At 32.6% G+C, this 25,118-nt stretch carries 23 protein-coding genes; 8 read left to right on the top strand and 15 right to left on the bottom strand.

Annotation, left to right across the window (positions count from 1 at the left end; genetic code table 11):
* Nucleotides 1-2: 2 nt before the first annotated feature.
* From RBR53_09475 to RBR53_09450, 6 genes are all read right to left on the bottom strand, one after another.
* Nucleotides 3-1,739 (bottom strand): chloride channel protein, encoded by a 1,737-nt coding sequence (locus RBR53_09475; GenBank protein MDY0132889.1) that lies wholly within the window; start codon nt 1,737-1,739, stop codon nt 3-5.
* Nucleotides 1,740-1,751: 12 nt separating this feature from the next.
* Complete coding sequence (locus RBR53_09470; protein ID MDY0132888.1) at nt 1,752-2,432, bottom strand: PTS sugar transporter subunit IIA; 681 nt, start codon at nt 2,430-2,432, stop codon at nt 1,752-1,754.
* Nucleotides 2,433-2,764: 332 nt separating this feature from the next.
* A complete protein-coding gene (locus RBR53_09465; GenBank protein MDY0132887.1) occupies nt 2,765-3,568 on the bottom strand; it encodes a flagellar motor protein MotB in 804 nt (267 codons plus the stop codon).
* 3 nt (nt 3,569-3,571) lie between these two features.
* Nucleotides 3,572-4,348: a motility protein A gene (locus tag RBR53_09460; GenBank protein ID MDY0132886.1), complete on the bottom strand. Its 777-nt coding sequence runs from the start codon at nt 4,346-4,348 to the stop codon at nt 3,572-3,574.
* Nucleotides 4,349-4,459: 111 nt separating this feature from the next.
* Nucleotides 4,460-5,314 (bottom strand): hypothetical protein, encoded by an 855-nt coding sequence (locus RBR53_09455; GenBank protein ID MDY0132885.1) that lies wholly within the window; start codon nt 5,312-5,314, stop codon nt 4,460-4,462.
* A gap of 138 nt (nt 5,315-5,452) precedes the next feature.
* Entirely contained in the window at nt 5,453-6,004 is a 552-nt protein-coding gene (locus RBR53_09450; protein ID MDY0132884.1) for an HD domain-containing protein, read from the bottom strand.
* A 267-nt stretch (nt 6,005-6,271) separates the two neighbouring features.
* Between RBR53_09450 and RBR53_09445 the strand changes: the two genes are divergently transcribed.
* From RBR53_09445 to RBR53_09435, 3 genes are all read left to right on the top strand, one after another.
* Nucleotides 6,272-7,309: a LysM domain-containing protein gene (locus tag RBR53_09445; protein ID MDY0132883.1), complete on the top strand. Its 1,038-nt coding sequence runs from the start codon at nt 6,272-6,274 to the stop codon at nt 7,307-7,309.
* A gap of 356 nt (nt 7,310-7,665) precedes the next feature.
* The gene (locus tag RBR53_09440; GenBank protein MDY0132882.1) at nt 7,666-8,574 is read left to right on the top strand and encodes a MoxR family ATPase; all 909 of its coding nucleotides are present in this window, start codon (nt 7,666-7,668) and stop codon (nt 8,572-8,574) included.
* Nucleotides 8,574-9,959 (top strand): VWA domain-containing protein, encoded by a 1,386-nt coding sequence (locus RBR53_09435; GenBank protein ID MDY0132881.1) that lies wholly within the window; start codon nt 8,574-8,576, stop codon nt 9,957-9,959. The genes RBR53_09440 and RBR53_09435 overlap by 1 nt, the downstream gene beginning before the upstream one ends.
* 185 nt (nt 9,960-10,144) lie before the next feature.
* Here RBR53_09435 and RBR53_09430 read toward each other — a convergent pair whose 3' ends face one another.
* The 3 genes from RBR53_09430 to RBR53_09420 are packed head-to-tail and all read right to left on the bottom strand — an operon-like array spanning nt 10,145 to nt 12,083.
* Entirely contained in the window at nt 10,145-10,591 is a 447-nt protein-coding gene (locus RBR53_09430; GenBank protein ID MDY0132880.1) for a universal stress protein, read from the bottom strand.
* 14 nt (nt 10,592-10,605) lie between these two features.
* Entirely contained in the window at nt 10,606-11,514 is a 909-nt protein-coding gene (locus RBR53_09425) for a protein kinase (protein ID MDY0132879.1), read from the bottom strand.
* The gene (locus RBR53_09420; GenBank protein ID MDY0132878.1) at nt 11,514-12,083 is read right to left on the bottom strand and encodes a GAF domain-containing protein; all 570 of its coding nucleotides are present in this window, start codon (nt 12,081-12,083) and stop codon (nt 11,514-11,516) included. The genes RBR53_09425 and RBR53_09420 overlap by 1 nt, the downstream gene beginning before the upstream one ends.
* 228 nt (nt 12,084-12,311) lie before the next feature.
* On the opposite strand from RBR53_09420, the gene RBR53_09415 reads away from it, so the two are divergent.
* Genes RBR53_09415 through RBR53_09405 form a run of 3 tightly spaced genes read left to right on the top strand, consistent with a single transcriptional unit; the run spans nt 12,312 to nt 14,891 of the window.
* A complete protein-coding gene (locus RBR53_09415; GenBank protein MDY0132877.1) occupies nt 12,312-12,827 on the top strand; it encodes a gamma carbonic anhydrase family protein in 516 nt (171 codons plus the stop codon).
* Nucleotides 12,811-14,256, top strand: a complete 1,446-nt coding sequence (locus tag RBR53_09410) for a hypothetical protein (GenBank protein ID MDY0132876.1) — start codon at nt 12,811-12,813, stop codon at nt 14,254-14,256. The genes RBR53_09415 and RBR53_09410 overlap by 17 nt, the downstream gene beginning before the upstream one ends.
* Nucleotides 14,214-14,891 (top strand): type II CAAX endopeptidase family protein, encoded by a 678-nt coding sequence (locus RBR53_09405; protein MDY0132875.1) that lies wholly within the window; start codon nt 14,214-14,216, stop codon nt 14,889-14,891. Before RBR53_09410 ends, RBR53_09405 begins: the two co-directional genes overlap by 43 nt.
* A gap of 32 nt (nt 14,892-14,923) precedes the next feature.
* Here the strand turns inward: RBR53_09405 and pepN are convergent, their stop codons facing one another.
* Nucleotides 14,924-17,554, bottom strand: coding sequence for an aminopeptidase N (pepN, locus tag RBR53_09400; GenBank protein ID MDY0132874.1), 2,631 nt, complete (start codon nt 17,552-17,554; stop codon nt 14,924-14,926).
* A gap of 186 nt (nt 17,555-17,740) precedes the next feature.
* Between pepN and RBR53_09395 the strand changes: the two genes are divergently transcribed.
* Both RBR53_09395 and RBR53_09390 read left to right on the top strand, forming a co-directional pair.
* On the top strand, nt 17,741-19,705 hold the full coding sequence (locus RBR53_09395; protein ID MDY0132873.1) for a DNA translocase FtsK: 1,965 nt from the start codon (nt 17,741-17,743) through the stop codon (nt 19,703-19,705).
* Nucleotides 19,706-19,710: 5 nt separating this feature from the next.
* On the top strand, nt 19,711-20,601 hold the full coding sequence (locus tag RBR53_09390) for a Smr/MutS family protein (GenBank protein MDY0132872.1): 891 nt from the start codon (nt 19,711-19,713) through the stop codon (nt 20,599-20,601).
* On the opposite strand, the gene RBR53_09385 is transcribed toward RBR53_09390, so the two are convergent.
* The 5 genes from RBR53_09385 to RBR53_09365 all read right to left on the bottom strand — a co-directional run bounded on the left by RBR53_09385 (nt 20,598) and on the right by RBR53_09365 (nt 24,901).
* Complete coding sequence (locus RBR53_09385; GenBank protein ID MDY0132871.1) at nt 20,598-21,290, bottom strand: response regulator transcription factor; 693 nt, start codon at nt 21,288-21,290, stop codon at nt 20,598-20,600. The genes RBR53_09390 and RBR53_09385 overlap by 4 nt on opposite strands.
* Before the next feature lies 1 nt (nt 21,291).
* Entirely contained in the window at nt 21,292-22,236 is a 945-nt protein-coding gene (locus RBR53_09380; protein ID MDY0132870.1) for a HAMP domain-containing sensor histidine kinase, read from the bottom strand.
* 340 nt (nt 22,237-22,576) lie between these two features.
* Nucleotides 22,577-24,169, bottom strand: a complete 1,593-nt coding sequence (locus RBR53_09375) for an IS66 family transposase (GenBank protein ID MDY0132869.1) — start codon at nt 24,167-24,169, stop codon at nt 22,577-22,579.
* A gap of 43 nt (nt 24,170-24,212) precedes the next feature.
* The gene (gene tnpB / locus RBR53_09370) at nt 24,213-24,566 is read right to left on the bottom strand and encodes an IS66 family insertion sequence element accessory protein TnpB (GenBank protein MDY0132868.1); all 354 of its coding nucleotides are present in this window, start codon (nt 24,564-24,566) and stop codon (nt 24,213-24,215) included.
* Nucleotides 24,566-24,901 carry an IS66 family insertion sequence element accessory protein TnpB gene (locus tag RBR53_09365; GenBank protein ID MDY0132867.1) on the bottom strand — a complete coding sequence of 112 codons (336 nt, stop codon included), beginning with the start codon at nt 24,899-24,901 and terminating at the stop codon, nt 24,566-24,568. The genes tnpB and RBR53_09365 overlap by 1 nt, the downstream gene beginning before the upstream one ends.
* Nucleotides 24,902-25,118: the final 217 nt, after the last annotated feature.

Here is a 25,118-nt window from a genome sequence, read left to right as displayed (position 1 = left end):
CTCTAAATTTCTGAAGTCTGGACCATAAGTTCCCTTCTGTATTGATCAAGAAGAGTTGCCTTGGATATTACTCCCAAAAACTTTTTCCCCTCAAGAACAGGAATACTAAACAATTCAAAATCATCCATTATTCTAAGGGCATCTCTTAACTCAACATCACGAGAAATTACCGGTGTTTCAGTATTCATTATCTGATAAACAAAAACTGTTTCATACATAAGGGAATCAAGGAGATAGGGCCTTATATCATCAAGGTGAACAACTCCTAGAAAATCATTGGTTTTTCTATCAAGAACAGGAAAGAAATTTCTTCTGGAAACCTTAAGCAGATAAATAACTTCCTTTAGTCTCATATCGTTATAGAGTTCAAGGCAGTCTTTTTCTAAAATTTCCTCCACTTTAAGATCTGAAAGAACTTTTGCATCTGTTCCAGACCTCAAAAGAGTGCCTTTTTCAACAAGCTCTTTTAAGTAAATAGACGCAGGCTCAAGATATCTGCATATCACTGAAGACAAGGACGAAACTATAATAAGAGGGACAATAACTTCATAGCCCCCTGTGATTTCAACTATAAGAAAAACACCTGTTAGAGGAGCTTGTAAAACCCCAGCCATCACACCCGACATTCCAAGTAAAGCAAACAATCCTTCACTTACCAGATTAGTTTCAGGAAAAATCATTGTAAAACATCGGTAAAAGACAACTCCGGTCAAACTTCCTATCACAAGAGAAGGGGCAAAGACTCCGCCTGAGCCCCCCCAGCCAAGAGTAATTGATGTGGCAATTACTTTGGCAAGGAGGACAAGACCTACTATTCCAAGCCCTGTGCTATATGTCCCTGAAATAAGATCTCTTATGGAATGATACCCTTGTCCCATTACATCTGGAATAAAATAACCTATTATTCCCACAACACAGCCCCCAATACCTGCTTTGACAAAAAAAGGAAGACTTAATTTTTTTTCAAAAAAACTGGCCAGCTTATTGCTTTTTTCCATTGCTCTTGTAAAAAACACTGAAACAATAGCAGTTATAACAGCAAGAAAAACAGCAGCAAAAAGCTCGTTAAGTCCTATATCAAATCCACTATTACTAAAGGGGATTTGATTTCCTCTTAAAAATCTACTCAATTCTGTTCCTGTAACTGAAGCTATTGCAACAGGTACAAGATAAATGGTGTTCCATTGAGCTAAAATGACCTCAAGAGTAAAAATTATCCCAGCCACAGGAGCATTAAATATTGCTGAAATTCCTGCTGCAGTACCGCAACCTAAAAGAGTTATCCTCTGCCTTTCATTAAGTGAAAAAAGGGTGGCGATGTTTGAGCCAATTGAGGCACCACTATATAAAATAGGAGCTTCAGGACCTGCTGAGCCCCCGCTTCCTATGGTGAGAATACTGGATATAAGCCTTGAAAAAATAGCTCTTACCTTTAAAAGACCGCCTTTTTTTGAAACAGAATAAATAACATCTGGAACCCCATGCCCTTTATCGTCTTTTATAATTTTTTTTAAAAAAACAGAAGATAGAATCGCTCCAACCCCAGGCACAAAAAAAGCCCACCAATATTGGCGGAGAAAATGAAGATGGTCATAACAAAATTCAAGGGAATAATTAAGAAAAACAGCAGCAAGACCTCCCAACAATCCCACAATAACTGCCATTATAAGCAAAAGAAAATTTTCATCAAACCTGAAAATAATTGATTGTGCATGCTTTTTTAAAAACAACCTTCTCAAAGCAATTCTCTCCTATTGGCCCAAAAGCTGATTTTCAAAAACTTCTATTTTGCTAATTACTTCATCCATGGAAGGCTTCTTCTCTAAAAAACTGATAAAACTTTCATGCCTCAGGCAAAATGAAAGATTTGAGAGAAGTTTTAAATGCTCTTTAACATTTCTTGATATGATAAAAAAAAGTACAAAAACATCTTTGTTATCAATAGACCCAAATTCAATTGGTTTTTCAGGAAATACAACAACAATAAGGGGAAAAGAAAAAAGCTTGGCCATGGGCTCTCTTGGATGGGGGATAGCAACGCCCCTGCCTATTCCTGTTGAGGAAAGTTCTTCTCTTTCAATAAGACGCTTTAAAAACTCCTTTTCATTTTCACTGTCTTCAATTCCAAGCTGTTTTATCACAGACAAAAAAAGTTCCTTTTTAGTCTGTCCCTGGACTTCATACAAAAATTCCCCTTTTATCAGAGCATCCGATAAAATTTGATTATTTGTTTCAACACTTTTTTCATCAAAATTTTTTTTGTCTGAAATGGAAAGATTGTTGCGTTTTGCCCAATCATACAATTTTTCTTTTTTAAATATACAGGTGTCTCCTGCTCTGTTAATAGGAATACGGCCCTGTCTGATCCACCTTTTAAGAGTCTTTACCGGAAGATTTAAAAGCGATGCAGCATCGTTAATATGAAGCTTCATTGTTTTTGTTTCTTTCTATTTACAAACTTGCCTTGGTTAAAAGTCCAGAAAAGTTTCCTATTATAATCTTTTTTTATGGAAAAATATGAAACCCTTGAATCAACCACTAATAAACTGCCCAGCATATTAAAATCAGCTTAATAATGCTATAGTTTAGTGCTATTAAAATCAAGGGATATATTGATACCGACTTTTACAAAATCTTTTGAATTATACCTGACCAGACCTTGGCTTAATCCAGGCTGAAACAAAAAAACTGGCTAATCAAATAAAAAAATTGCCCTTTGTAAAAATCAGTAAAAAAATCAATAAAAGACCTGGTTTTCAAATATTTATCTGTACAATGTATTTTCTATGGCCTGCCTTCTATACACTATTTCAACCCTTCTGTTTTTTGCTCTACCGTCTTCAGTATCATTGGTATCTACAGGGCAAAAACTTGAATAACCAGCTGCTGAAAGGGAATAAGGATTAAGGTCCTTACCAATAAAATATCGTACAACCTCTGTTGCTCTTCTTGAAGAAAGCTCCCAGTTTGAAGGGAACTCATTTGTGTCTATGGGGATATTATCTGTATGCCCCGCAATTTCAATTGGATATTGAAACTGTTTAAGCACCCCGGCAATTTTTTGAAGAATGTCAAGGCCGTCTTCTGTTATTTGAGCCTGCCCTGTTTTGAAAAGGACAAGATCTGAAATCGTTATCACTGCACCTTCTTCTGTTTCCTTTACATCCACCATTCCAGCAAGCTTATTGAACATAATAAGTTCTTTTACATCAGTTACAATATCTTGAATTTCCTTTTGAATCATTGCCCCCATTTCGTCTACAGCCTGCTTTTCAGGTTTTGAGTCATCAGGTTTGGCACTTTGCATCACAAGACCTTCTCTAGTCCCTGCTTCGGGAATGGTCTGAACTCCAAGAGCACTTCTTAAAGACTGAACAAGCTCTTTAAAAGTTTCTTCCTGAATTGTGCTCATTGCAAAAAGAAGGACAAAAAAACACATTAAAAGGGTTACAAGGTCAGCAAAAGTAGCCATCCATGCAGGAGAACCTCCAGAACCTTCATCCTCTTCTATACTTCCCTCTGAAAGCCCGAAACTTTTTTCTTCTTCACTGGATTCTTTTTCAGCCATTATTTAACCTGCCTGTGCAGCAGAATCAGCACTGTTCTTTTTATTCATAAGATATACTTTGAGTTTTTCTTCCATCAACCTGGGATGTTCACCTTCACGAATTGAAATAACTCCTTCAAACAAAAGGTTCATATTGGTAATTTCCTGAGTATTTCTCTGTCTTAGCTTATCTGCCATAGGTAAAAACAAAAGATTTGCCAAAATGGAGCCATAAAATGTAGTTATCATGGCGACAGCCATTTTAGGACCTATTGAGGAAGGGTCATCAAGACTGGCGAGCATCTGAATAAGGCCTATTAAAGTTCCCACCATACCAAAAGCTGGGGCATAGGCACCAAGAGAAGAAAAAATACTGATTCCAATTTTATTTTCCTGTTGAACCATTGCCATTTTTTTCTGCATAACCTGGGCAATATCCCCTGTTTTAACTCCATCAACAGTCATTTGAAGTGCACTTGCAAAATAAGGATCTTCAATTGAATTAATATCGCCTTCAATCGACAAAAGGCCTCCTTTTCTTGCTTTGTTGGAAATTTCTATAAGCCTGTCAATTAAATTTTGGGGATCTTCAATCTTGAACTTAAAAACCCTTGATGTTGCCTTAATAAGCTTCATAAAGTCAGGCAAAGGGTATCCAACAAGTGCAGCAGAAATAGTTCCTCCAAAAACAATCATTATGGAAGGAATATTAATGAAAAGCCCAATACCGCTTCCAAGCATTATTGTTCCGATAATAGCCGAAAAACCTGCCACAATTCCGATTATGGAGGTAATATCCATAAAACACTCCTGGAAATTTATTTATTATTAATTAATGTACAAGAACTCACCTTTATTCCATTTATTCAGTTAAAATATAAACCTCAACTGAACAAAACATATAAACCCCTATCAATTGTTGAGTATTAATATAGTATCAGCAACAGATTCACTTAAATCAAAAGAAATAATTTTATCTATAATTTTTCTATCAAGCTTTGTACCTGAAGGAAGGAGCATGGCTCCTCTTTTAGAAAAAACAGCTGATTTCAAAACCATTCCAGGCTCTAACTTATCAACATTAACAGCTTTAACCTTAATTGCTGAAAACAAATCTTTTTTTTGAAGCAACTTGAAAACAATTGACACACAATAGGGATCAAGAGCTTTACCTGAAAAAAAATTAAGTTTTTCAATTATTTGATTTATTGTAAAATTTTTATAATAAAAATTGTAATAAAAAGCAGCTGTCCTTACAATTCTAATTTCAATACTAACATTTCTTCCTGTTTTGGAGTTTGGCCCGCTTCCATCAAAACATTCGTCAAGCTCCTTAAAATATTTAGCTATTTTTTTTAACTCTGAAAATTTTTCAAGAATAAAAACAACTTTCTCAGGATAAAAAACCAAGCCATCCCCTTTATTTACTGCAAATAAAAGGCCTCCAAGATGAAGTCTTGAAATAACTTCAATTTTATTTATCCGAGAAAGTCCAAGTTTTAACTCCTCGCCTACTAATTTAGCAAAAAAAGCTACTTTTTTGGAATACAAACTATCATTTTTTACAATAAGTGAAGATATCAACTCCAAAGTTTCTAAAGCGGCTAAATTGTCAGACTTAGCTTTTTTCTTAAAACTTTCTGCAAAGGCGGAATATTTTTTTCTTTCTGCAACAAGATTCCCAACCTGATTCATTGCTTCATCAAGCTTCTTATGTGAATCCTTAAGCATAATATATTCTGATTTATCTATTAAAAGGCTGGGCATCTCGATCCAAACAAATTAAAAACAAATGGGTTTGCTAAAGTAAAAACACAAGTTTTCAATAAACAAATTAAATCTTATTCTAAATGAGTTTTTATATAAACAACAAGTATTCAGACAATTTTTGTTTATTTTTTCGCTTCAGTCAACATAATTTTCAAGCCACCAGGAATCGGAATCAGAGTTTAAAAGTGCCTCAGCAACTTTTTTACCCTCATTGGTTTTAAGCCTTTGAAAGACTGCCTCAATCCACTTTGACGAAGCCTTTGCACCTTTATCTTTAAGAGCTTTCAAGTCTGCTAAAAAAGCAATTTGGTCAGCATCGTTTGCCAGCTTTGACTCAAGAGTCTTTCCTGAATTGAACTCTTTTAACAATCTTTTTATATCTTCACCAAAAAAAAGTCCTGAAACCATATCGTCAACAGCTTTATCTTCATTTTTTGTAACATATTTCTTTTGAACATAATTAATATCACCAGTTCTAGCCTCTGGAAGATCATGAAAAAGAGACATGAAAACAATTTTTTTCTCATCTGCTTCAGGGCACATTTTAGCAAGAATGTAAGAAACTATGCAGATAATAAAAGAATGTTCTGCCACAGTTTCCTTCCCATTACCCAAAAACGAGTACCCTGATCTTGGAAGCTTTTTTAAAAGCCTGGCTTCAAAAATTAATCCAGCTATTTTTTCCATATAATTTCAAACCCTTAAATTTATAATTTTTATTCTGACTTTAAATTTAACCTTTAAAAATCTTAAGATTAAATTTTTACTTTGAACTTAATCAAATTCCCTGCTTTCGTCCAATTATTTAAAAAATATATTCTTTAAAAATTTTACGCTTTTTTGCAAACATCCCACACTCCTTAAAAACACTGAATTAAGGTTGACTTTTTTAAGGTAGAATGGTTTAATTTTTTAAACAAAACTTGCCAAAATAAAAAAATACAGGACTTTTTTATGAGCCGCCTAATAGCAAAACAAATTCCTTTTCTTTTCTTTTCAATTTTTTTTCTTTCAGCAGTTGTTTTTATTTCTGCTTCAAGCTTGAATGCCCAAGAAGTTGAGCAAAAAACAACAATAACTTACACTGTACAAAAAGGGGACACCCTTTGGGGACTTTCACAGAAATTTTTCGATTCTGCCTGGTATTGGCCGGGGCTTTGGGCTGAAAACACAGATATAGCAAACCCCCATTGGATATATCCGGGGCAACAAATAACACTCTATAATAAAAATGCCATTGCAGAAATAAAAGAAAAAAAGAAGCAAAAAATTTCACAAATTATTCAGGAAATAAAAAAAGAAGAAAAAAAACCAAACTTTGTCTTTAGAAAAATCAACAAACTTCCCTATATATCCATAAAAGAAATAAAGCCCGATGCTATCATTCAAAGGGGTGTAACACCTGTTGATATGTACTCAACAACTGATGAAATATATATCATTGCAGAAAGCAGCTCAGAAAAATTCCTTATTGGAGAGAAATACGCAATTTACAAAAAACCTATAAAAGTTTTTGATCCGAGTAATAAAAAAATATTCATAGGCTATCAGTATAATCTTGCAGGAACAATTGAAATTCTTAAAAAAGAAGGAAAGCTCCTCCGTGCAGTTATAACCAACTCATACAGACCAATTGCAAACGGCGACCTTATCACAGAGTTTAATAAAATATCCTCTGACATCTTCCTTAAGCCAAGCGTTGCAGGCCTCAAAGGAAAAATCATCAAGGAAAAAGAAGGGGCAATCTACCTAGGTGACCATTTTGTGGGCTTTATAAATGCGGGCACATCTGACGGAGTTGAAAGAGGTCAAATTTATTCAATAGTTGAAGAACAAATTGTAAATATTGATAAAAAAAATAAATTCACAGAGCTTATTCCCATTGGTTCTTTTGTTGTTGTGGACTCAAGAGAAAAGACCTCCTCTGTTTTGATAATTGAATCAGAAAAACAAATTCCTGTTGGCTCCTTATTTACCTCTCCTTCAATGTAGTTATTTATAACCCAAATTATAAAGCTGCTCTTTTATTTTCATGGCAGCTTTTTTTAATTCAAACTGAAGCTTACCAGGTTTAACTGTCCATCCCAAAAACTCCAGGGTAAAGTCTATATGAAAATCAAACCTGCCTAAAAGTCAGTTGCTCTAATTAAAAAAAGACAAGTAAACTTTGTTAATTATTATGGTTAAAAAACCTGGTTATCGCTGTTTAAACTAAGAATTTTTTTAGCTGAGTAACTTTTAAAATAAAATAATGGTCTCAAATCTATAATAGTTATTGCTTTACCTTTGTTTTTATGACTGATAATGAAGGTTGTAATTTTTAAAAATTTATAAAAGTCGGAGTTAAAATGGATTTTAAAAGTATTGAAGATGTTCAAGAAAGACTTGAGTCTTCAAATTATATACCCTCAAGAGAAATTTCAACTGTGATTTTTCTGGCCCAGGCAACTCAAAAACCAGTTTTGGTTGAAGGGCCTGCAGGGGTTGGAAAAACTGAACTTGCAAAAGCAGTATCAAGATGCATGGGAAGAGATCTTATAAGATTGCAGTGTTATGAGGGTTTGGATGAAACAAAAGCTCTTTATGAGTGGGAATACGCAAAGCAGCTTCTTTACACCCAAATGGTAAAAGACAAAATAGATCACCTCATAACCGATGTTTTAACAATAGGTGAAGCCGTAGATAAAATAGCAAGTCAAGAAGATGCTTTTTTCTCTGAAAAATTTATTCAGCCAAGACCCCTTTTAAGGGCGATTACATCTGACAACCCTGTTGTCCTTCTGATTGATGAAGTTGACAAATCAGACCCTGAGTTTGAAGCCTTTCTACTTGAGCTTTTAAGTGATTATCAGATAACCATCCCTGAAATAGGAACAATGAAGGCAAAAACAATACCTTTTGTTTTTTTGACATCAAACAACTATCGTGACATGAGTGATGCTCTGAAAAGAAGATGTGTACATTTGTATATTGACTACCCTGAGCTCCACACAGAACGCGAAATTGTTGAAATGAAAGTGCCAGGAATAAAAAAAGATCTTCTTAATAAGCTTGTTGAAACAATAGGCAACTTAAGAAAAATGGACCTTAAGAAAAAGCCCTGTATTTCAGAAACTCTTGACTGGGCAAAAGCTCTTCTTGCACTTGGCATAGATGAAATTACACCTGAAGTGTTAAGTGATACTCTTAATGTAATTTGTAAATATAAAAGAGATGAAGATCTTGTAAGAAAAAACATTGAAAGTTTAGTAAAATAATGCTTGAAATAATTTTGAAATTCACTGCCTGCTGCAGGGCGGCAAATTTTTATATTTCCACAGCTCAAACCCTTGATTGTGTTGAGCATTTAAAGCTGATTGATCCTACAGACGAACCTAGTTTTAAAACTGTATTAAAAACTAATTTTGTCAAAACACAAAGAGACAGTCCTCGATTTGAAGCTTTATACGATCTTTATTTCCATGAAATGAATATTCAAATAGATTCAGATCAAAATGAAGATACCGAGATTAAAAACAAAGTACTTCAATCTCTTAAGGATTTTGCCCTGGATCAAAAAGATCCTTTATTTGATGTTTTAATGGAGTTTTTATCAGGAGATCCCCAGGACTATCTTGGAGAAATAACAGATATTCACAATAGAATGGAAAAGCATCAGGCAGCCTTGAAATCCAATATGGGACAGCTTGCACTAAGACTTGAAGTAATGCTTAAAATAAACAAGTTAAGAAGCAGGACTTTAGAGCTTGTCAACGGCTTTGGAGAAAACGCTGAGCCTGAATCAAAAGAAAATGTTGAAAAACATTTTGCAAGTCTCCTGGACAAAGCATACGAAATTTTAACAAAGGAACCAAGGCCTGATAATATAGGCCTTAAAGCCGTTAAAAACACAGACAAAAAATACAAAAACATTGGTGAAATCCCTTTTGCAAACCTCAGTCCTCATGAAGTTGAACTCACAAGAGATGTAATCGAAGAACTTGTTAGAAAACTAAAAGATATTGCTTCAAGAAGATTTGTGTCCAGAAAAAAAGGCACGCTTGATATTAAAAAAACCTTAAAGGATGCCAATAAATTCCAGGGAATACCTATTAATATACATTTTAAAGACAAGCCCCTGAGAAAAGGAAAAATTGTTACCCTTTGCGATATTTCAGGCTCAGTATGGTCAGCGGCAAGATTTATGCTAAATATTCTTTTTTCCCTTCAGGACTGTTTCTCAAGAGTAAAAAGCTATGTTTTTGTTGCAGAAGTATGTGATGTTACAGATATTTTTGACAATAATGAAGTCAACGATGCCATAGACAAAATAATGTCTGAAGCTGATATTGAATATGATGTCCCCACCGACTACGGAACAACTTTAGATGATTTTAAAACAAATCATATGCATGAGCTGAACTCTAAAACAACTCTTATTATTATTGGAGATGCCAGGTCCAACTATATGAATCCACACGCCGAAATCCTTGAAGAAATAAGAGCAAAATGCAGAAGGATAATTTGGCTCAACCCGGAACCGCTTAACAGCTGGGACACAGGGGACAGTGAAATGTATACCTACAAGGCACATGTAAACGAAGTAAGACCCTGTCAAAACCTCAATCAACTAGTTGATTTTATAGAAGATTTAATTCTGTAACTTAAAAAAATATCTATTAAAGATAAAAAGCTTAACAATAAAAAAACACTTGATGGTTTACTAAAAGCCAGAATTTTGTTTCAGTAACAGAAAATACTGGCTTAACTAAATAAATTTTAGGAAATTTTTAAGTTTAAGCTAGAATCTTAAGCAAAAACAACCCCAAATTTTTAATTCCCAGCAAATTAAATTGTCTTAACAACAACTACAGCTGTGTTTTCCAATGCCCTTACAAGCTTAATACTCACATCACCCAAAACAAATTCTTCAGCTTTTGACAATTTTTTTCTTCCAATAACAACCATTGTATAATGATTATTTTTAAAATAGTCAATTATTCCGTCTGCAACCGTAGAAAACTTTCCCAGCACCACTTCATTATTAATTGCTGATTCAAAAAAACCAGCATTAATAAGATCTTCTTTTGATTCAATCATCATGGCTTTAATTTTTTCGGGTTCATTTTCCATATATTTTTTACCCATAAGCTCCTCACCACCCGAAGGGATACGTAAGATGTGCAAAAGAGTAATCTCAGACTTATCCGGACAGAGATTTAACCCGATAAGATAGTCTAAAACTGCCTTGGAAGTTTCATAGTTGTTAACCGGTACAAGGATTTTATTTTTCAAAACTTCCTCCTAATTTACAGGGATTCCAAATATCCCTTAAGGGATTCAAGTATTTCATCAACAAATTCGTAATAAATTGGGGCTCCTATGGAAAAGTGAAGCAGGATGTTATTGAGCATTCTTGGAATATAGGGATATAATTTTCTTAAATTTACAAACCTGCTCCTGTCTAAAAGAGAAAAATCACCTCTTTCAACTTTTCCAAAAAAATCTCCATAAGTGTATGTATCGTTTTTTATCATATAAAGATTATGAAACCCTTTGCCTACAGCATAAAGAAGAATATTTCCCATACCGAACAAATCAAGGCCAAATGGATTTTCAGGAGAATCATAATCATAATCAAAATCTATCCAGACATAATTTCCTGTTTTTCTTTCAACTATAATATGATCATTTCTTATGTCACCATGCTTGAATCCATTTATATGAAGAATTTTAATTGCATCAAAGGCTTTTACAAGGTTTTCAAGAATTTGAGGAAGAATTTCATTAAAATATTTTTCATGGGGCATCCTCTGATACTGCTCCATAAAAACAAAAAAATTAGTTCCCCTGACAATATCAAGGACTCTGATATTGTTATTTTTAGTATCCCAGAAAACTTCTCCCTGCATAAAATAAGGATGCCCTTTTATAAGCTCAATAATTTTACCTTCTTTTGCCGGATTTCTGAAACACTTTATTTTTGCTCCTCCCATTGAAGTGATGAAGCTTTCTAAATAAGTAAGTTTTGCCAGTTTCCTTTCACCTGTTTCTGTCTCAATAACTCTTTTTACCCAGAATTTAGGATCTTCAACTCCAAACCTTCTTTCTTTTTCGTTTCCTGTAACCTCAAATTCTCTACCATCCAGGACTAAAACATCACCTGCTTTTATGGCAAAAAAATCACTGGTATCATACACCAGATGAACTTTTGTCATTAAACAACTTCTCCAATCATTCTTAAAGGAAGGTTTCCTGCAGCAGCCTTAACTGTTTCGAAAAAGTTTCTTAAACCTGTGTATTCAATTCTCAATCCAAGATGTCTTGTAAAAACAGTAAATGCATCAAGATCATCATCATGAAGAATCCAAGGTTTATCATGGCACATATAAAGTATCCCAAGTACTGCCGACCCATATTGAATAGGGACAGCAAGCATAGATACAATCCCTTCTTTTTCAGCTGCTTCAGGGTTAATCAGTCTTTTATCAGTTCTTAAATCCTCATAATAAATAACCGCACCATTAAGACAGTCCTGATTTTCTCCCTGAACAATCATTGGCTCATTTTTTAAATAATTACGGCTGAATCCACTACTTGCAACCCTGATCAGCTCTTTTTCGCGATCATCGTAAAGCTTTATTGAACATGCCTTGATCCGAAAAGCACTGCAAACACCTTCTACAAGATGTCTATGAAGAAGACTTAAATCTTCATAGGTTGAGATTGCATAGCTGATTGCCTTGAATTCTAATAACTGAATCCTTGCATCAGGTTTTCCTGACATAAGCTAAACACCCCTTAAGTTTAAATTTTAATAAATATCTTAATTTAAGACTCCTCCTGAAAAAGAGGCCTCTTTAATTTTTAAATTATCATCAACTCTATTTTATGGTATAAAATTGAATACAGCTAATGCATAAAAATACTTTACAACCACAAACACTGTTCGTCAAACAAATTTCTACACTTAGTATTTAAGCTTTTTAAACAATTATTTTAAAGGAGAATCTGATTGAATATTTTATCATTTGCTAAAACAAAACCAGAAATAAAAGAAAATGTATTCATAGCTAAAGGTTCGGTAATTATAGGTAATGCATTGATTGGGAAAAACTCTTCTGTCTGGTTTAACACAGTGATAAGAGCTGATATGGACAAGATCACCATAGGAGAAAATACAAACATTCAAGACAATTCTGTTTTGCATTGTGACCATAAATCTCCTCTCACAATTGGAAACAATGTAACTATAGGACACAATGCTGTGGTCCACGGCTGTACAATTGAGGATGATGTTCTAATTGGAATGGGAGCAATAATAATGAACAATGCTGTTATAAAAAAAGGCTCTATAATTGCTGCAGGGGCAATTGTTCTTGAAAACACAATTATAGAGGAATTTTCACTTGCAGCAGGTGCTCCTGCAAAAATCAAAAAACGCCTTGATGAAAATATTTTAGAGCTTATAAAAAAAACAGCAGAATATTATTCAACTCTAAAGGACAACTACCTTGACTCAGGTAGATAAAACAAAAAACAAATTGTTTTTAATTTTTCTACCTTCTCTTTTTACAGCCCATATATTGTGGACAATTTTTATATTTTTATCAAACAAGGAACTTTTAGAAAAATCAAAGGCCCTAAAAATTGAAAACAACATTTTAATAAGCCCTGCTGGCCTTGCGGCAAAAGGGCTTGAAATGTTTTCCACTGGATTTTTTTCGGCTGTTTTCTTTACATTTACCGCTGGGGTGTTTTTTACCTTTACAGGTGTTTTTTTAGGTTTTTTATATTCCAAATCAAAAAACAAACTAAAAACTTTTCTAATAATATTTTATATTTTCCTCTTAATCCTTATTGGATACTTGCTTGGCGACTATTTTGCCAATATTTTGATTGGAATTTTATCCTTTTTTTTAACCATAAAGCTTAAGCCAAATATATATTTTACCAAAATATATATTTTACCCATAATTGCCCTGGCTATCATTCCTTTTTTATATAATGGAAACAGTTTTTTTTCAGATTTCAGAGATAAAGTCCTTTTAACAAATTCTTTTGGAAAGGCAATAAATAATTTTTACTACAAATTCACCCTTTATCCAGCTGAAATTATTAAATCACCCTTAAAAAAACAGCTTAAAACAGCTCAGCTGATTGGATTTAACCACTCAGAACAAAAACACCTTGAATCAGTCCTTGAAAAATATAATTATTTTCACCTTAAAAATAAAAATGTAAAAAAAGATATTAAAATATTCAAATTTAAAAACAAAGTTAATCTCAAAACTAAAAACCTTGAACTTGACTTTGATTGCAAATCTTTTCTTTCAGACACTGATAAAATTATAATTAAAATCGCAGAAAAACAACAAAGTCCTTTTTTAATTAAAATAACCATTGTTGGATTTGTTATTTTTCTTCCAATTTTACTGATCTTTAGTTTTTCAATCTTTTTAAAAACTTTGTTCAAACTTATATTCAGTAATAAAACCTCTGAAATATCTACTTCAGTTTCATTTATTTTAATACTTTATCTTGTTTTATTTCCTGTCTTTAACTCCTCTTTCAATGAGAAACTGACAATTGAAAAAGAAATTAATTCAACCAACAAATTTAAAAGAATAAATGCACTTAAATATATCTATCAAAACAAGATTAAATTCCCTGTCTCCGACAAAAACCTAAATTCATCCTATGATGCGGAAAGATATTGGGCAGTACTTAATTTTCCTATAAAAACCCCTAAAGACCTTGATAAAATAATAAAAAAAACAAGGGATGATAATATAAATGTAAGATGCAAAGCCTATCAAAGAATAGGGACAATAAGCCCCTTTTATGAAAAACACTACAAAATGGCCTCTGAATTTCTTAACTCTGATTATTATAAAATAAAAGACTGGTATGTCCAATGGTATGCCTACAACTACGGGAAAAAAATTCTTTTAAAATAAATGGTTATGAAATTTCAATAATTTTTGGGCTTTTTTTTTTAATTGAACTTTTTGTACCTCAGGCAGTTAAAAATTTTTCCAATCTGTCAATTACCCTAATTTTAAGAGCTCTTGACTTATTAATCCTTGGATATTTTTTTTATTCAGTAAAAAAAGTAAACTGGTTTTTGAAAAAAAACTACATCCAAGATGGTATAAAAAAAGGAGTTTACCTCTCTTTTTTCTTAGGGATTTTGTTTTTCCTAATATATTTCTTCTTAAATTTTTTTTTTAATTTTAATATTTTTTATTTATTTAATTCCCCTCTTAGTCCTGACTTTAAAAATCTGATTCTTCTTTTAGCTGCAGGAGGACTTATAGGTCCAATTGTAGAAGAACTTTTGTTCAGGGGAATTTTGTACAATTTTTTAAGACAAAATGGAAAAATAATTGTTTCAGTATTTCTAAGCTCTTTAATTTTTTCTTTTTTCCATTTAAACCAGAGCTCAATTCCTATTATCCAGTTTACAGGAGGAGTTGTTTTTGCTTGTTCCTATGAGTATACAAAAAATATTTTTGTTCCATCTACAATTCATATAACAGGCAATTTGTTTATTTTATCAATTCCATATCTTTTAAAAACAGGCTGGTTTTAAACTCAGCTAAGGTTTTATTTCAAATAGAATATTTAACTCAAAGCCCTAGAGACCATTTCATAAACATCTTTTGAAAGATTTTTTTTCTTATAAATTCTTTTAAGATTTTCCTTCATCTTTTCTGAAGTCTTAGGTTCAAAGTTTTTAAAATTACTTAAAAAAGATACCAGCCTTGCTGCAATTTGAGGGTTTATTGATGAAAGTTTTATTATATAATCTGTAACAAACTTGTACCCTTGTCCGTCTTTTCTATGAAATTTTGAAAAATTATTTGAATAAACTCCAACAACAGCTCTTAATCTATTTGGATTTTTTACTGAAAAAAGAGGATGTTTTATAAGCTCAACAACCTTTTCATAGGTGTTTTCACCATAGCTCCCAGCCTGAACAGAAAACCATTTATCAATTACAACAGGATCATTTTTCCACTTCTTATAAAAATCTTTTAAGGCAAGATCTGATTTTTCATTTTCATAGGAAGCAAGAGCTTTTAAACAGGAAATAATATCTGTCATATTATCAGCTTTTTTATACATTTCATAAATAAAATCACTATAATCGAGCTTTGAAAGAAAAATTAAAGCAGAATTTTTAAGCTTTCTTTTAGACATTTCTTCTTTTGAAAAAGAATAGGCTTTTCCCATATTTTCCTTGATAAGATTGAAAAATTCTTTTTCAAATTTTTTTGCAATTTCAGTTAAAAAAAACAAATAAGACTTGGATATCACCCAAGGTTTTATTTTAATACCCCAGCTTAGGAGCTCCTCACAAATATCTGCTTCTAAAGGGAAAGTCAAAATCTCTCCAAGAAGTGATTTGTCAGATACTTTGTCTTTTATTATAGATAAAAGGCCTTCAAAGAATTTTTCATCTAAATCAGGTTTTTCATTTTTATCAAAAGATAAATAAGTTTTTCCCATCAACTTAAAAACTGCTCTTTGTGATGCTTCCCATCGATTAAAAGGGTCTGTATCATAGGACATTAAAAAAAGATCATCCAAAAGGTTATATCCAGCATCAAAACGAACAGGAGCAGAAAAATCTCTTAAAACAGATACCACCGGTTTCTTGCAAATTCCTTCAACCACAAATTCATTGTTTTTTTTAGTTAAAAGAAAAACAGCTTCCTTTTTTGGAAACTTTTCCCCTTTAAGCAAAAATTCAAGCTGATTCCCATTTTCATCAAAAAAAGCTGTTTTAACAGGTATGGGAAAAAGTTTTTTTCCTTTTTGTCCAGGTGTTTCTTTAGTTTCCTGGAAAGCATGAATCTTTAATTTTTTAGAATCTTCAAAATAATTAAAATCAAATTTTACAAAAGGTGTCCCGCTTTGCTCATACCATCTCATAAATTCAAAAAGATCCCTGCCTGAAGATTTTGACATTGTATCAATAAAATCTTCACAGGTTACTGCCTTTAAATCATATTTTTCAAAATAAAGGTTCATCCCCTTTAAAAACTCTTTTCTACCCAGCCAATGATAAATCATCCTTATTATTTCTGCGCCTTTTTCATAGACTGTAGCAGTGTAAAAGTTATTCATTTCCAAATAGGATTCAGGCCTTACAGGATGTGAAAAAGGACCTGAATCTTCAGGGAATTGCCTTGATTTAAGCATTCTTACATCTTTTATTCTTGAACTAGGTCCATGCCCTTGCTCTGAGGAAAAAAGCTGATCCCTGAAAACAGTAAGTCCTTCTTTAAGACATAATTGAAACCAATTTGCCAAAGTAACTCTATTTCCAGTCCAATTATGAAAATATTCATGCGCCACAACAGACTCAATATTATAAAAATCATCGTCAGTTCCTGTAGTCTCATCTGCAAGAACATAATTTGAGTTAAAAATATTAAGTCCTTTGTTTTCCATTGCACCCATATTAAAAGCTCTCACTGCTACAATCATATAAATATCAAGATCATATTCCCTTGAAAAAACATCTTCATCCCATTTCATTGCTTTTTTTAGGGAATCAATTGAATAAAAACACTTGTTTTTATTTTCCGGCTCTGTAAAAAATTTTAATAAAACATTTCTCCCTGAGATAGTCTTGTAATTGTCTTCAACACAATAAAGATCGCCTGCAACTACTGCAAAAAGATAGGATGGCTTTAAAAAAGGATCCTCCCATTTTACAAAATGTCTACCATCGAAAAAAGATCCTTTGCTCACAGGATTTCCATTGGATAATAAAACAGGAAACTTTTTCAAGTCACCTGTAATAGTACAGGTAAACTCAGATAATACATCAGGTCTGTCAGGATGCCAGGTTATTTTTCTAAAACCCTCAGCTTCACACTGACTGCAAAAAAAACCTTCTGATTTATAAATACCCTCAAGGGAGGTGTTTTTTTCAGGATGAATTTCACAAACAGTTTCCACTGTAAAATTCTTTTTTTCAGGATAAACAACAAGTTCTTTTTCTTTAATTTCAAATTCTTTTGCTAAAGGAGGTTTTGAGTCAATAAGAAGACTTATTGTTTCAAGTTCTTCACCTTTTAATACAAGGGGGGGAAGCTCTTTTCCATGGCTTTTTGAAAAAACTTCAAGTCTTGATCTAACAATTGTTTTATCGTTAAAAAAATCTATCCATAAATCAACCCTTGGAATTTCGTATTCAAACGCCTTATAATCCTTTAAATAAATCCTTTTATATTCTGCCAAAACTTTTTCTCCTTTTAGTTTTTATATTTTATAAAAGAATACCTTTTAATAAAAAATCTGCAAAGAGTTTCTAATTGGAAATCATAGTTTAAATCTGATGATTTCACTAACCCTGTTCTACCCTTGATATAACTACTCTTTAATGTTAAAAATAACTCTTTAAAATCTTAGTTTGGGAATTTAAACATGCAAAGCAACAATCTTTCCGATGACAATAGAATAATAGAAATAAGCTTAGCTGGTTCAAAATATAAATTTAAAGCAGAAGACAAGGTGAAAAACCCAAAGCAGGTTGAGGGTATGATTTTAAAAGAAATCAATCGTGCTTTTAATAACATGCCAAAAAGTCACCTCACATCAAATGCCATGCCTGCTCTCATACTTGCAGGCTTAAGTATTTCAAAAAAATATATAGAAGCTAAAATAAAATATGAAAACCTTATTGATTCTGTAACAGAAAAACTTGATTCACTAGAAAGTTTGGCTGATACCACCATAGAAAAAATAGTGTTTAAAGATAAAAAAGAGCCTCTTATAAGACAAAGCCATAGAAAGGACAAAGAAGAACCTATCAGCCAAAAGCAAAATGAAGATTTAAAAAATAACGAAAACAACTCTCTGGTTTTAAAAAATGATTCACCAATAAAAGAAACTTTTCAAAGTACCCATATAAAAGAAAAAGAAATCAGTGAAAAAGAAGGTTGGAAAATAGACAAGAAAGCTCAAAAGCCCAGTGTCTTAAAATCGAAAAACTCGTATACAGCAAGACCAGTTGCTGATTTTTTGATTCCTCCCTCAAGAGAAACTGAAGATATTGATACAAAATTTCTCAAGGATCAGGCAAGAAAGCTAGAAAAAAAACTTGAGGACTTTTCCATTAAAGGGGAAGTAAAAGAAATTGCTCCGGGCCCTGTAATAACAACTTTTGAATACAAACCTGCTCCAGGGATAAAAATAAGCAAAATTGTTAATCTAGAAAATGATATTGCCCTTGCATTAAGTGCTTTAAGTGTAAGAATAGTAGCACCTATCCCCGGAAAAAATGTCATTGGAATTGAAGTTCCAAATAAAAAAAGAGAAATAGTAAGAATAAGAGAAATTATTGAGTCTGAAGTTTTTGAAACAACCAAGGGTGGACTGCCTTTATGCTTAGGAAAGGATATAGATGGAAATCCTTTTGTTTCAGATCTTTCGAAAATGCCCCATTTACTTATAGCCGGAGCTACAGGAACCGGTAAAAGTGTCTGTCTAAACTCAATGATAACAAGCCTTTTGTACAAATGTTCACCTGAGGAAGTTAAGCTTTTAATGATTGATCCAAAAAGAATTGAACTTTCACTCTATAATGACATTCCACATCTTATCACCCCAGTTGTAACTGATATGAAAAAAGCCACAAATGCACTTAACTGGGCAGTAAACGAAATGGAGCAAAGATACGATCTCCTTTCAATGGAAAAAGTAAGAAACATAGCTCAATATAATGCTGTTTCTGAAGAAAAGCTCCCTTATATTGTAATAATAATTGATGAACTTGCAGATCTGATGATGGTGTCTTCAAGAGATGTTGAAACTGCACTTGCAAGACTTGCCCAGATGGCAAGGGCTTCTGGAATTCATCTTATCCTTGCAACACAAAGACCCTCTGTTGATGTACTTACAGGGGTAATAAAAGCAAACTTTCCCACAAGAATATCATTTCAGGTTTCTTCAAAAACAGATTCAAGAACAATCCTTGACACAAACGGAGCTGAAGCCCTTCTTGGAAATGGTGATATGATTTTTCTTCCTCCGGGAACTTCAAGAATCAGAAGGCTCCACGGAGCATATATTTCTGAAAAAGAAGTTACAAATGTTATTGATTTTCTTAAAAGCCAAATGGAACCTGAATATATTGATGATGTGACCGAAAACTTTGAAACTGAAAATGAATCATACCCAGATGATGATTACGACCCCCTTTATGACCGGGCTGTTCAATTTGTTACAAGCACAAGGCAATCTTCAATCTCAGCTGTTCAAAGGCATTTAAGGATTGGCTTTAACAGAGCTGCCAGAATAATTGAATATATGGAAAGAGATAATATTGTAGGCCCTGCCCAGGGATCCAAACCAAGAGAAATACTAGCAGGAAACTTTGACAGCATTTGATAATTATGAAAAAAAATATACTTAAATTAATAAGAAAAAAACTTCCCTTTCACAAAAAAGAACAAATTATTTCTAAAGGAATGAAACCTTACGAAAACAAAAAAAACCTACTAAAAACATCAATTCCTATCATTTCAGACAAAGAATTTAAAGAATTTATTCAAGAATCTGAAAATTTAATTTTAGATAAAAATTCTGAAAAAACTAAGGATTATGGACCAAAAAAAGAAAAACACTTTAGACCTAAAAAAATTCAAAAACAAAAAACTATCCAGACAAATAAAAATCAAATTCCTATTATTGATAACGAAAAAAACCTGGAAGAAGCTTTCAAAAACCCTAAATTTCAACAAACAGGTAAAAAGAAAGTCAAGCCAACTCCTGTAAAGCCTAAGATCAAAAAGAAAAAAACAATTACCTCAAGTTTAAAAAACAAACACGGTATTAAGATTATAAGAAAAGCATCTGACTTAAATGACTTTTTTATTTCAACTAAAGAAAAAAAATTAATAAAACACCCAGCAGACAATGAGAGGGCTTTTTTAAATGCAAAAAAACAAGGAGCACCTCAATCAAAACCTATCTCACTGGAGAAAAGGCTTTCAAGATATCCCCTACCCGAACTGACCCTTGATCTTCATGGGTTTACTTTTATCCAAGCAAAACTCAAGCTTGAAAACTTTATTCTATCCTCATTTAAGGAAGGCTATTTCACATTAAAAATTATAACAGGTAAAGGTAAACATTCTGAATTTGGTGCGGTTATCCCACAATTAACAGAAGATTTGGTAAAAGAAATGATTAATGAAAAAAAAGTGCTGGCTTACAAATGGGAGAATATTTCCATGAAGGCAAGCGGAAGTATGGTTGTTTACCTCAACAGGTTTGATAATTAATTCTTTTCTTCTGGATCAAACATATATCCAACAGACCTTATACTTTTAAAAAAACTTGGCTTTTTTGGGTTTTTTTCAAAATATTTTCTAAATCTTACTATAAAATTATCAATTGTACGGCTTTGTACATCAACCTCATAGCCAAGGGCATTTATAAGTATCTCCTCCCTTGTTACAGGTTTACCTGAGTTATCAATAAGATATTTTAAAATGCTGATTTCCTGTTCAGTAAGTGAAATTTTCTCGTTTTTAGTAACAGCCTGCCTCATTTTAAAATCAATAATGTTTTTTCCAAACTGAAAGTTCTTTTGTTCATTCTTTGTGTTCTCGTATCTAAATAAAAGTCTTTTTACTCTCAATTCAAGTTCTTCAAGGTCAAAAGGCTTTGACATATAATCATCGCAGCCGAAACTTAATCCGATCTTTCTGTCTTCGACTTCTCCCCTTGCAGATAAAATCAGCACAGGCATAATCCTGTTTTTAATCCTAAAAAATTTTAGAATTTCCATTCCATCAATATCTGGAAGCATCAAATCAAGAATAACAAGATCAGGTTTTTCCACTTCAAAAATTTTCAACCCTTGGTAACCTGTATCTGCAATAAAACATTGATAACCTGAAAGCTCAAGATTAAGTTTTATTCCATCTGCAATATGAACCTCATCTTCAATTACCAAGATTTTTTTCATTTTAATTCCTCAACTTAAGAGCCAAAATAATTGTTGTTCCTTTATTCAGCCCTTCACTTTTGGCGGATAAAACTCCTTTATGCCTTTTTGCTATCATTTGCGAAAGATAAAGCCCAAGACCGGTTCCTTGTTTTTTTTCATTTTTATCTACTTGATAAAACTGCCTGAATATTTTTTTACTTTCCCTTTTTTTTAAACCTTTTCCATTGTCGGAAAAAAACACAAACAACTTTTTCTTTTTTAATTTAAAACTTACTTTTAAATTAGGTTTATTATCATTATATTTTATGGCATTATTAAAAATATTGGTTAAAAGCATTTGAAAAAGACCTTTATCTATATCAATATTAATATCTTTTTCTTCAACTTTAAGATCAAGGTTCATTTTTATATTTCTATATGAATTATATGTCTCTTTTATAAAATCACCTAAATTAACTCTATCAAAGCTCAGTTTGTCAATTTTAGTTTCAAGTCTTGCAAGATTTAAAATTCTTTGAATCTGAGAGTAAAGCCTTTTTACATCTTTTTGCATATATTCCAAATATTTAAGTTGAGAGCTTCTATCCAGCTCATGCTTTGAGAATGTATCTATATAAAGAGAAATTGAAGTAACAGGTGTTTTAAGCTCATGGGTAAAACCCCTAAAAAAATTTCTCTGGAGCCTGTAAAGCAAAAACATTTTTTGAAAATAAATATAAATCACAAAAAGTCCAAAAATAATCAAAGCAACCAGAAGCGAAAGAATAAGAATTACACTCCAGGTTTCCGGCCCGAAAATATATTCATTATGAAGATTAAATTTTTCAGAAAGACCGATAATTCCTTGTTTTACTGTTACAAACCAGTAAATATAAAGAAAAAGAGAAATTCCAAGAGCTGCAACTGAAACAAACAAAACAAGAACAGCATTGATAAAACTTTTTTTTATATTCAAATCAGACATGGACGATCTTGTTTTCTTTCTAATCTTTTTTAAACAGATTATAGAAAATAACTGCTAAAAAAAATAGCACTTATTTTTCAGCTAATCAAACTTACTTTATTTTATAAATAATTTATCCAAAAATTTCCAGTCTTAATCATTAACACCCTTGATGCCTGATTTTCCAAAACCTATGGGTCAGCACAAATAAACCTATTATTTCAGCTACTTATACTCCCAAGCTGGAGCTTGGGAAACGAGCCCGCAACGAGTTCGAGTCTAAATCAAAGCCTGGGAACCTGCGAGGTTTATACTTTAGGTGTAAGCACTCAATAAACCCCATCTATTCAAACCCAAAAATTTATGAAATAGAATTTATATCCGGTAATACATTTTTGTTAATGTATTGAGGAAGAAGAGCTTTATAATCTTCTTCATGAAGTGCATCAGGAAGTTTTTCCAGCAGATGGCGAAGATACCAGTAGGGCTCAATATTGTTTGCTTTTGCAGTTTCAATAATGTTGTATAATGCAGCACTTGCAGATGCTCCTTCAGGAGTATAGGAAAAAAGCCAGTTTTTACGGCCCAAAACAAATGGACGGACAGCATTTTCTGCAAGATTATTGTCAGGAGAAGCACAGCTTGTATCTGCATATGCAATAAGGCGGTGCCACTGATTTAAGGTATAATTAACTGCTTTTCCAAGCAGTCCGGTGGGCGGAGTTATTTTGGAAACAGCATCAAGCCATTCTTTAAATTCTGACAGAACAGGTTTTGTTTTTTCCTGTCTTAATTTATAAAGAGCATCACCCGTAATATTTTCCAGCTTTGCTTCTTTTTCAATTTTATAAAGCTTGCGTATGTAATTTATAGCCTGGTCAGCATAGCCTTTTTTTTTAATTCCGCCTTTAGATTTGCCTGCAGCTTTTATTACTTCACAAAATTTACGGCGTGAATGTGCAAAACAGCCTGCATGTATAATATGTTCAAGTTTATCTAAAAAATTATAGCCGGCATATCCATCTGTTTGCACAACGCCTTTATAATTTTTAACAAACTTTGATGCAGCATCGCCTGAACGTGTAGGATGATATTCAAAAATTATACACGTTTTTTCAGGAGGACCTCCTTGAAATACCCACATGTATGATTTTGTCTGACTTGACCTTCCAGGTTCTTTAATAACCTGAACTGTAGTTTCGTCAATATTGATTAAAGGCCCTGATAAAATTTCTTTTCTCATTATCTCCAGCAAGAGATCAAAACTGTCTGCAATTTTTTGGGCCCAATTGCACATGGTTGCTCTGGGGATTTTTACTCCAATCCTTGAAAACTGTTTTTCCTGTCGATAAAAAGGAAGAGCATCTACAAACTTTGCTATAAGAACATGTGCAATAAGTCCTGGAGTTCCAATACATTTTTGAATAATCTGCTCAGGCATTTGTGCTGTAATAACTGTGGGGCCATTACTTTCAACACCTTCACAGGCTTTGCATGCATATTTTAAACGGACATTTTTTATGACTCTTATTTTTGCAGGAATAATATCCAGCTGTTCAGACTCTTCGCGACCAATACAGCTTTTCATACATCCGCATTCACATTTTTTATCTTTTTCGTCTATATCGTGGATTACTTCCACTCTTGGTAAATTATCAGGTATGGGTTTACGACCACGTTTTTTTCTTGTGTGCGGTTTTATTTCTATTTCTTCATCATCTGATAATATATTTTCAGGCAGAACTTTTATGGAATCAAAAAAAGTGAGCTGCCTGTCGTTTTCAACAGGCTTTTTTTCACTTTTTTTACCAAAAAGAGCTGCTTTAAGAAGTTTTATCTGTTCCTTCAAAAGATCAATTTCTGAAAGATATTTCTCTTCTTTAAGCAAAAAAGATTTTATCAATTCTTCTGTTCTATCAGCGGTTTCTATATGTTTTTTATCTGTAGCAGTCATAAAAAAAATATATCATAACCAGTCGAAATTACAACTGTTTTGTTTAAAAAACAGCCTTATATTTTAATTTTTTATGGGCATCTGTCTGATGAATATTTAAACCTTGAATAAGCCAGATAAGTTCTTTTTTTCCTACTGAAATTACTTCTTCTTTTGAAGACGGCCATTTAAAAAAATCTTTTTCAAGTCTTTTATGCCAAAGACAAAAACCGTTTGTATCCCAGTATAAAATTTTAACTATATTTCTCTTTTTATTGGAAAACACAAACATATGCCCTGAAAACGGGTCAAGATTAAAATACTCTGACACCAGAAGACTTAAGCCATTTATTGATTTTCTCATATCTGTTGCCCCAAGAACCAGGTACACTCTTAAAACTGCTGCAAGTTCAAGCATTATACCTCCTTTAAAACCAAAAGAATTTGTTTTAAAGTATCGCTGGAAAAATCATCAGGAATATTCAGGTGAAAACCTGATTTTGAATGCAAAGTTATGATTGAGTTTTTATTAATATTAAAAACCTTATTTATTGAAGCCTGGCTTATTTCTACAACAGAGAGCGGAAGATTTTCTTTTTTAAATTTTAATTTCCAGTAAGTAAATCTGGTATTTTTAAGATTGTTTATTCTGCAATACTCTGCCTGAGTCAGACCGGATATCTCCCATTTTGATATATGGGTCTTCCAAAAGTTTTTTAAATCTGCATTTGAGCGATTTGATTTTGGTTTCATTGTTACAAGCCTTTATTTTTGTGGTTGTTATGGCTTGTATTATAAATGGTCTTTTTATAGTTTTGAAGATGGGGTTTATTGAGCGGTTACTTTTGAACTGCTGTTGTAAGATTGTCATAAATTAAAACAGGAAATACTCCCCCGAAAAATGCAAAGCCATGAATATGTGCATCAAAAAAAGCCTGTTGTCTTTCGCAGGGATAACATCTTACAAAAT

This window comes from Desulforegulaceae bacterium, assembly GCA_034006035.1.
GTDB lineage: Bacteria > Desulfobacterota > Desulfobacteria > Desulfobacterales > JACKCP01 > JACKCP01.
This window is presented reverse-complemented; position numbering and strand designations above follow the sequence as displayed.

What these genes read in the sequence shown, in the direction of transcription:
- RBR53_09450 (MDY0132884.1), bottom strand. Translation starts at nt 6,004, where the DNA reads ATGGAAAAAATAGCTGGATTAATTTTTGAAGCCAGGCTTTTAAAAAAG.
- tnpB (MDY0132868.1), bottom strand. Translation starts at nt 24,566, where the DNA reads ATGCTTGAACTTGCAGCAGTTTTAAGAGTGTACCTGGTTCTTGGGGCA.
- RBR53_09435 (MDY0132881.1), top strand. Translation starts at nt 8,574, where the DNA reads ATGCTTGAAATAATTTTGAAATTCACTGCCTGCTGCAGGGCGGCAAAT.
- RBR53_09445 (MDY0132883.1), top strand. Translation starts at nt 6,272, where the DNA reads ATGAGCCGCCTAATAGCAAAACAAATTCCTTTTCTTTTCTTTTCAATT.
- RBR53_09420 (MDY0132878.1), bottom strand. Translation starts at nt 12,083, where the DNA reads ATGTCAGGAAAACCTGATGCAAGGATTCAGTTATTAGAATTCAAGGCA.
- RBR53_09470 (MDY0132888.1), bottom strand. Translation starts at nt 2,432, where the DNA reads ATGAAGCTTCATATTAACGATGCTGCATCGCTTTTAAATCTTCCGGTA.
- RBR53_09365 (MDY0132867.1), bottom strand. Translation starts at nt 24,901, where the DNA reads ATGAAACCAAAATCAAATCGCTCAAATGCAGATTTAAAAAACTTTTGG.
- RBR53_09375 (MDY0132869.1), bottom strand. Translation starts at nt 24,169, where the DNA reads ATGACTGCTACAGATAAAAAACATATAGAAACCGCTGATAGAACAGAA.
- RBR53_09380 (MDY0132870.1), bottom strand. Translation starts at nt 22,236, where the DNA reads ATGTCTGATTTGAATATAAAAAAAAGTTTTATCAATGCTGTTCTTGTT.
- RBR53_09385 (MDY0132871.1), bottom strand. Translation starts at nt 21,290, where the DNA reads ATGAAAAAAATCTTGGTAATTGAAGATGAGGTTCATATTGCAGATGGA.
- RBR53_09460 (MDY0132886.1), bottom strand. Translation starts at nt 4,348, where the DNA reads ATGGATATTACCTCCATAATCGGAATTGTGGCAGGTTTTTCGGCTATT.
- RBR53_09395 (MDY0132873.1), top strand. Translation starts at nt 17,741, where the DNA reads ATGCAAAGCAACAATCTTTCCGATGACAATAGAATAATAGAAATAAGC.
- RBR53_09390 (MDY0132872.1), top strand. Translation starts at nt 19,711, where the DNA reads ATGAAAAAAAATATACTTAAATTAATAAGAAAAAAACTTCCCTTTCAC.
- RBR53_09425 (MDY0132879.1), bottom strand. Translation starts at nt 11,514, where the DNA reads ATGACAAAAGTTCATCTGGTGTATGATACCAGTGATTTTTTTGCCATA.
- RBR53_09405 (MDY0132875.1), top strand. Translation starts at nt 14,214, where the DNA reads ATGGTATGCCTACAACTACGGGAAAAAAATTCTTTTAAAATAAATGGT.
- RBR53_09465 (MDY0132887.1), bottom strand. Translation starts at nt 3,568, where the DNA reads ATGGCTGAAAAAGAATCCAGTGAAGAAGAAAAAAGTTTCGGGCTTTCA.
- RBR53_09455 (MDY0132885.1), bottom strand. Translation starts at nt 5,314, where the DNA reads ATGCCCAGCCTTTTAATAGATAAATCAGAATATATTATGCTTAAGGAT.
- RBR53_09440 (MDY0132882.1), top strand. Translation starts at nt 7,666, where the DNA reads ATGGATTTTAAAAGTATTGAAGATGTTCAAGAAAGACTTGAGTCTTCA.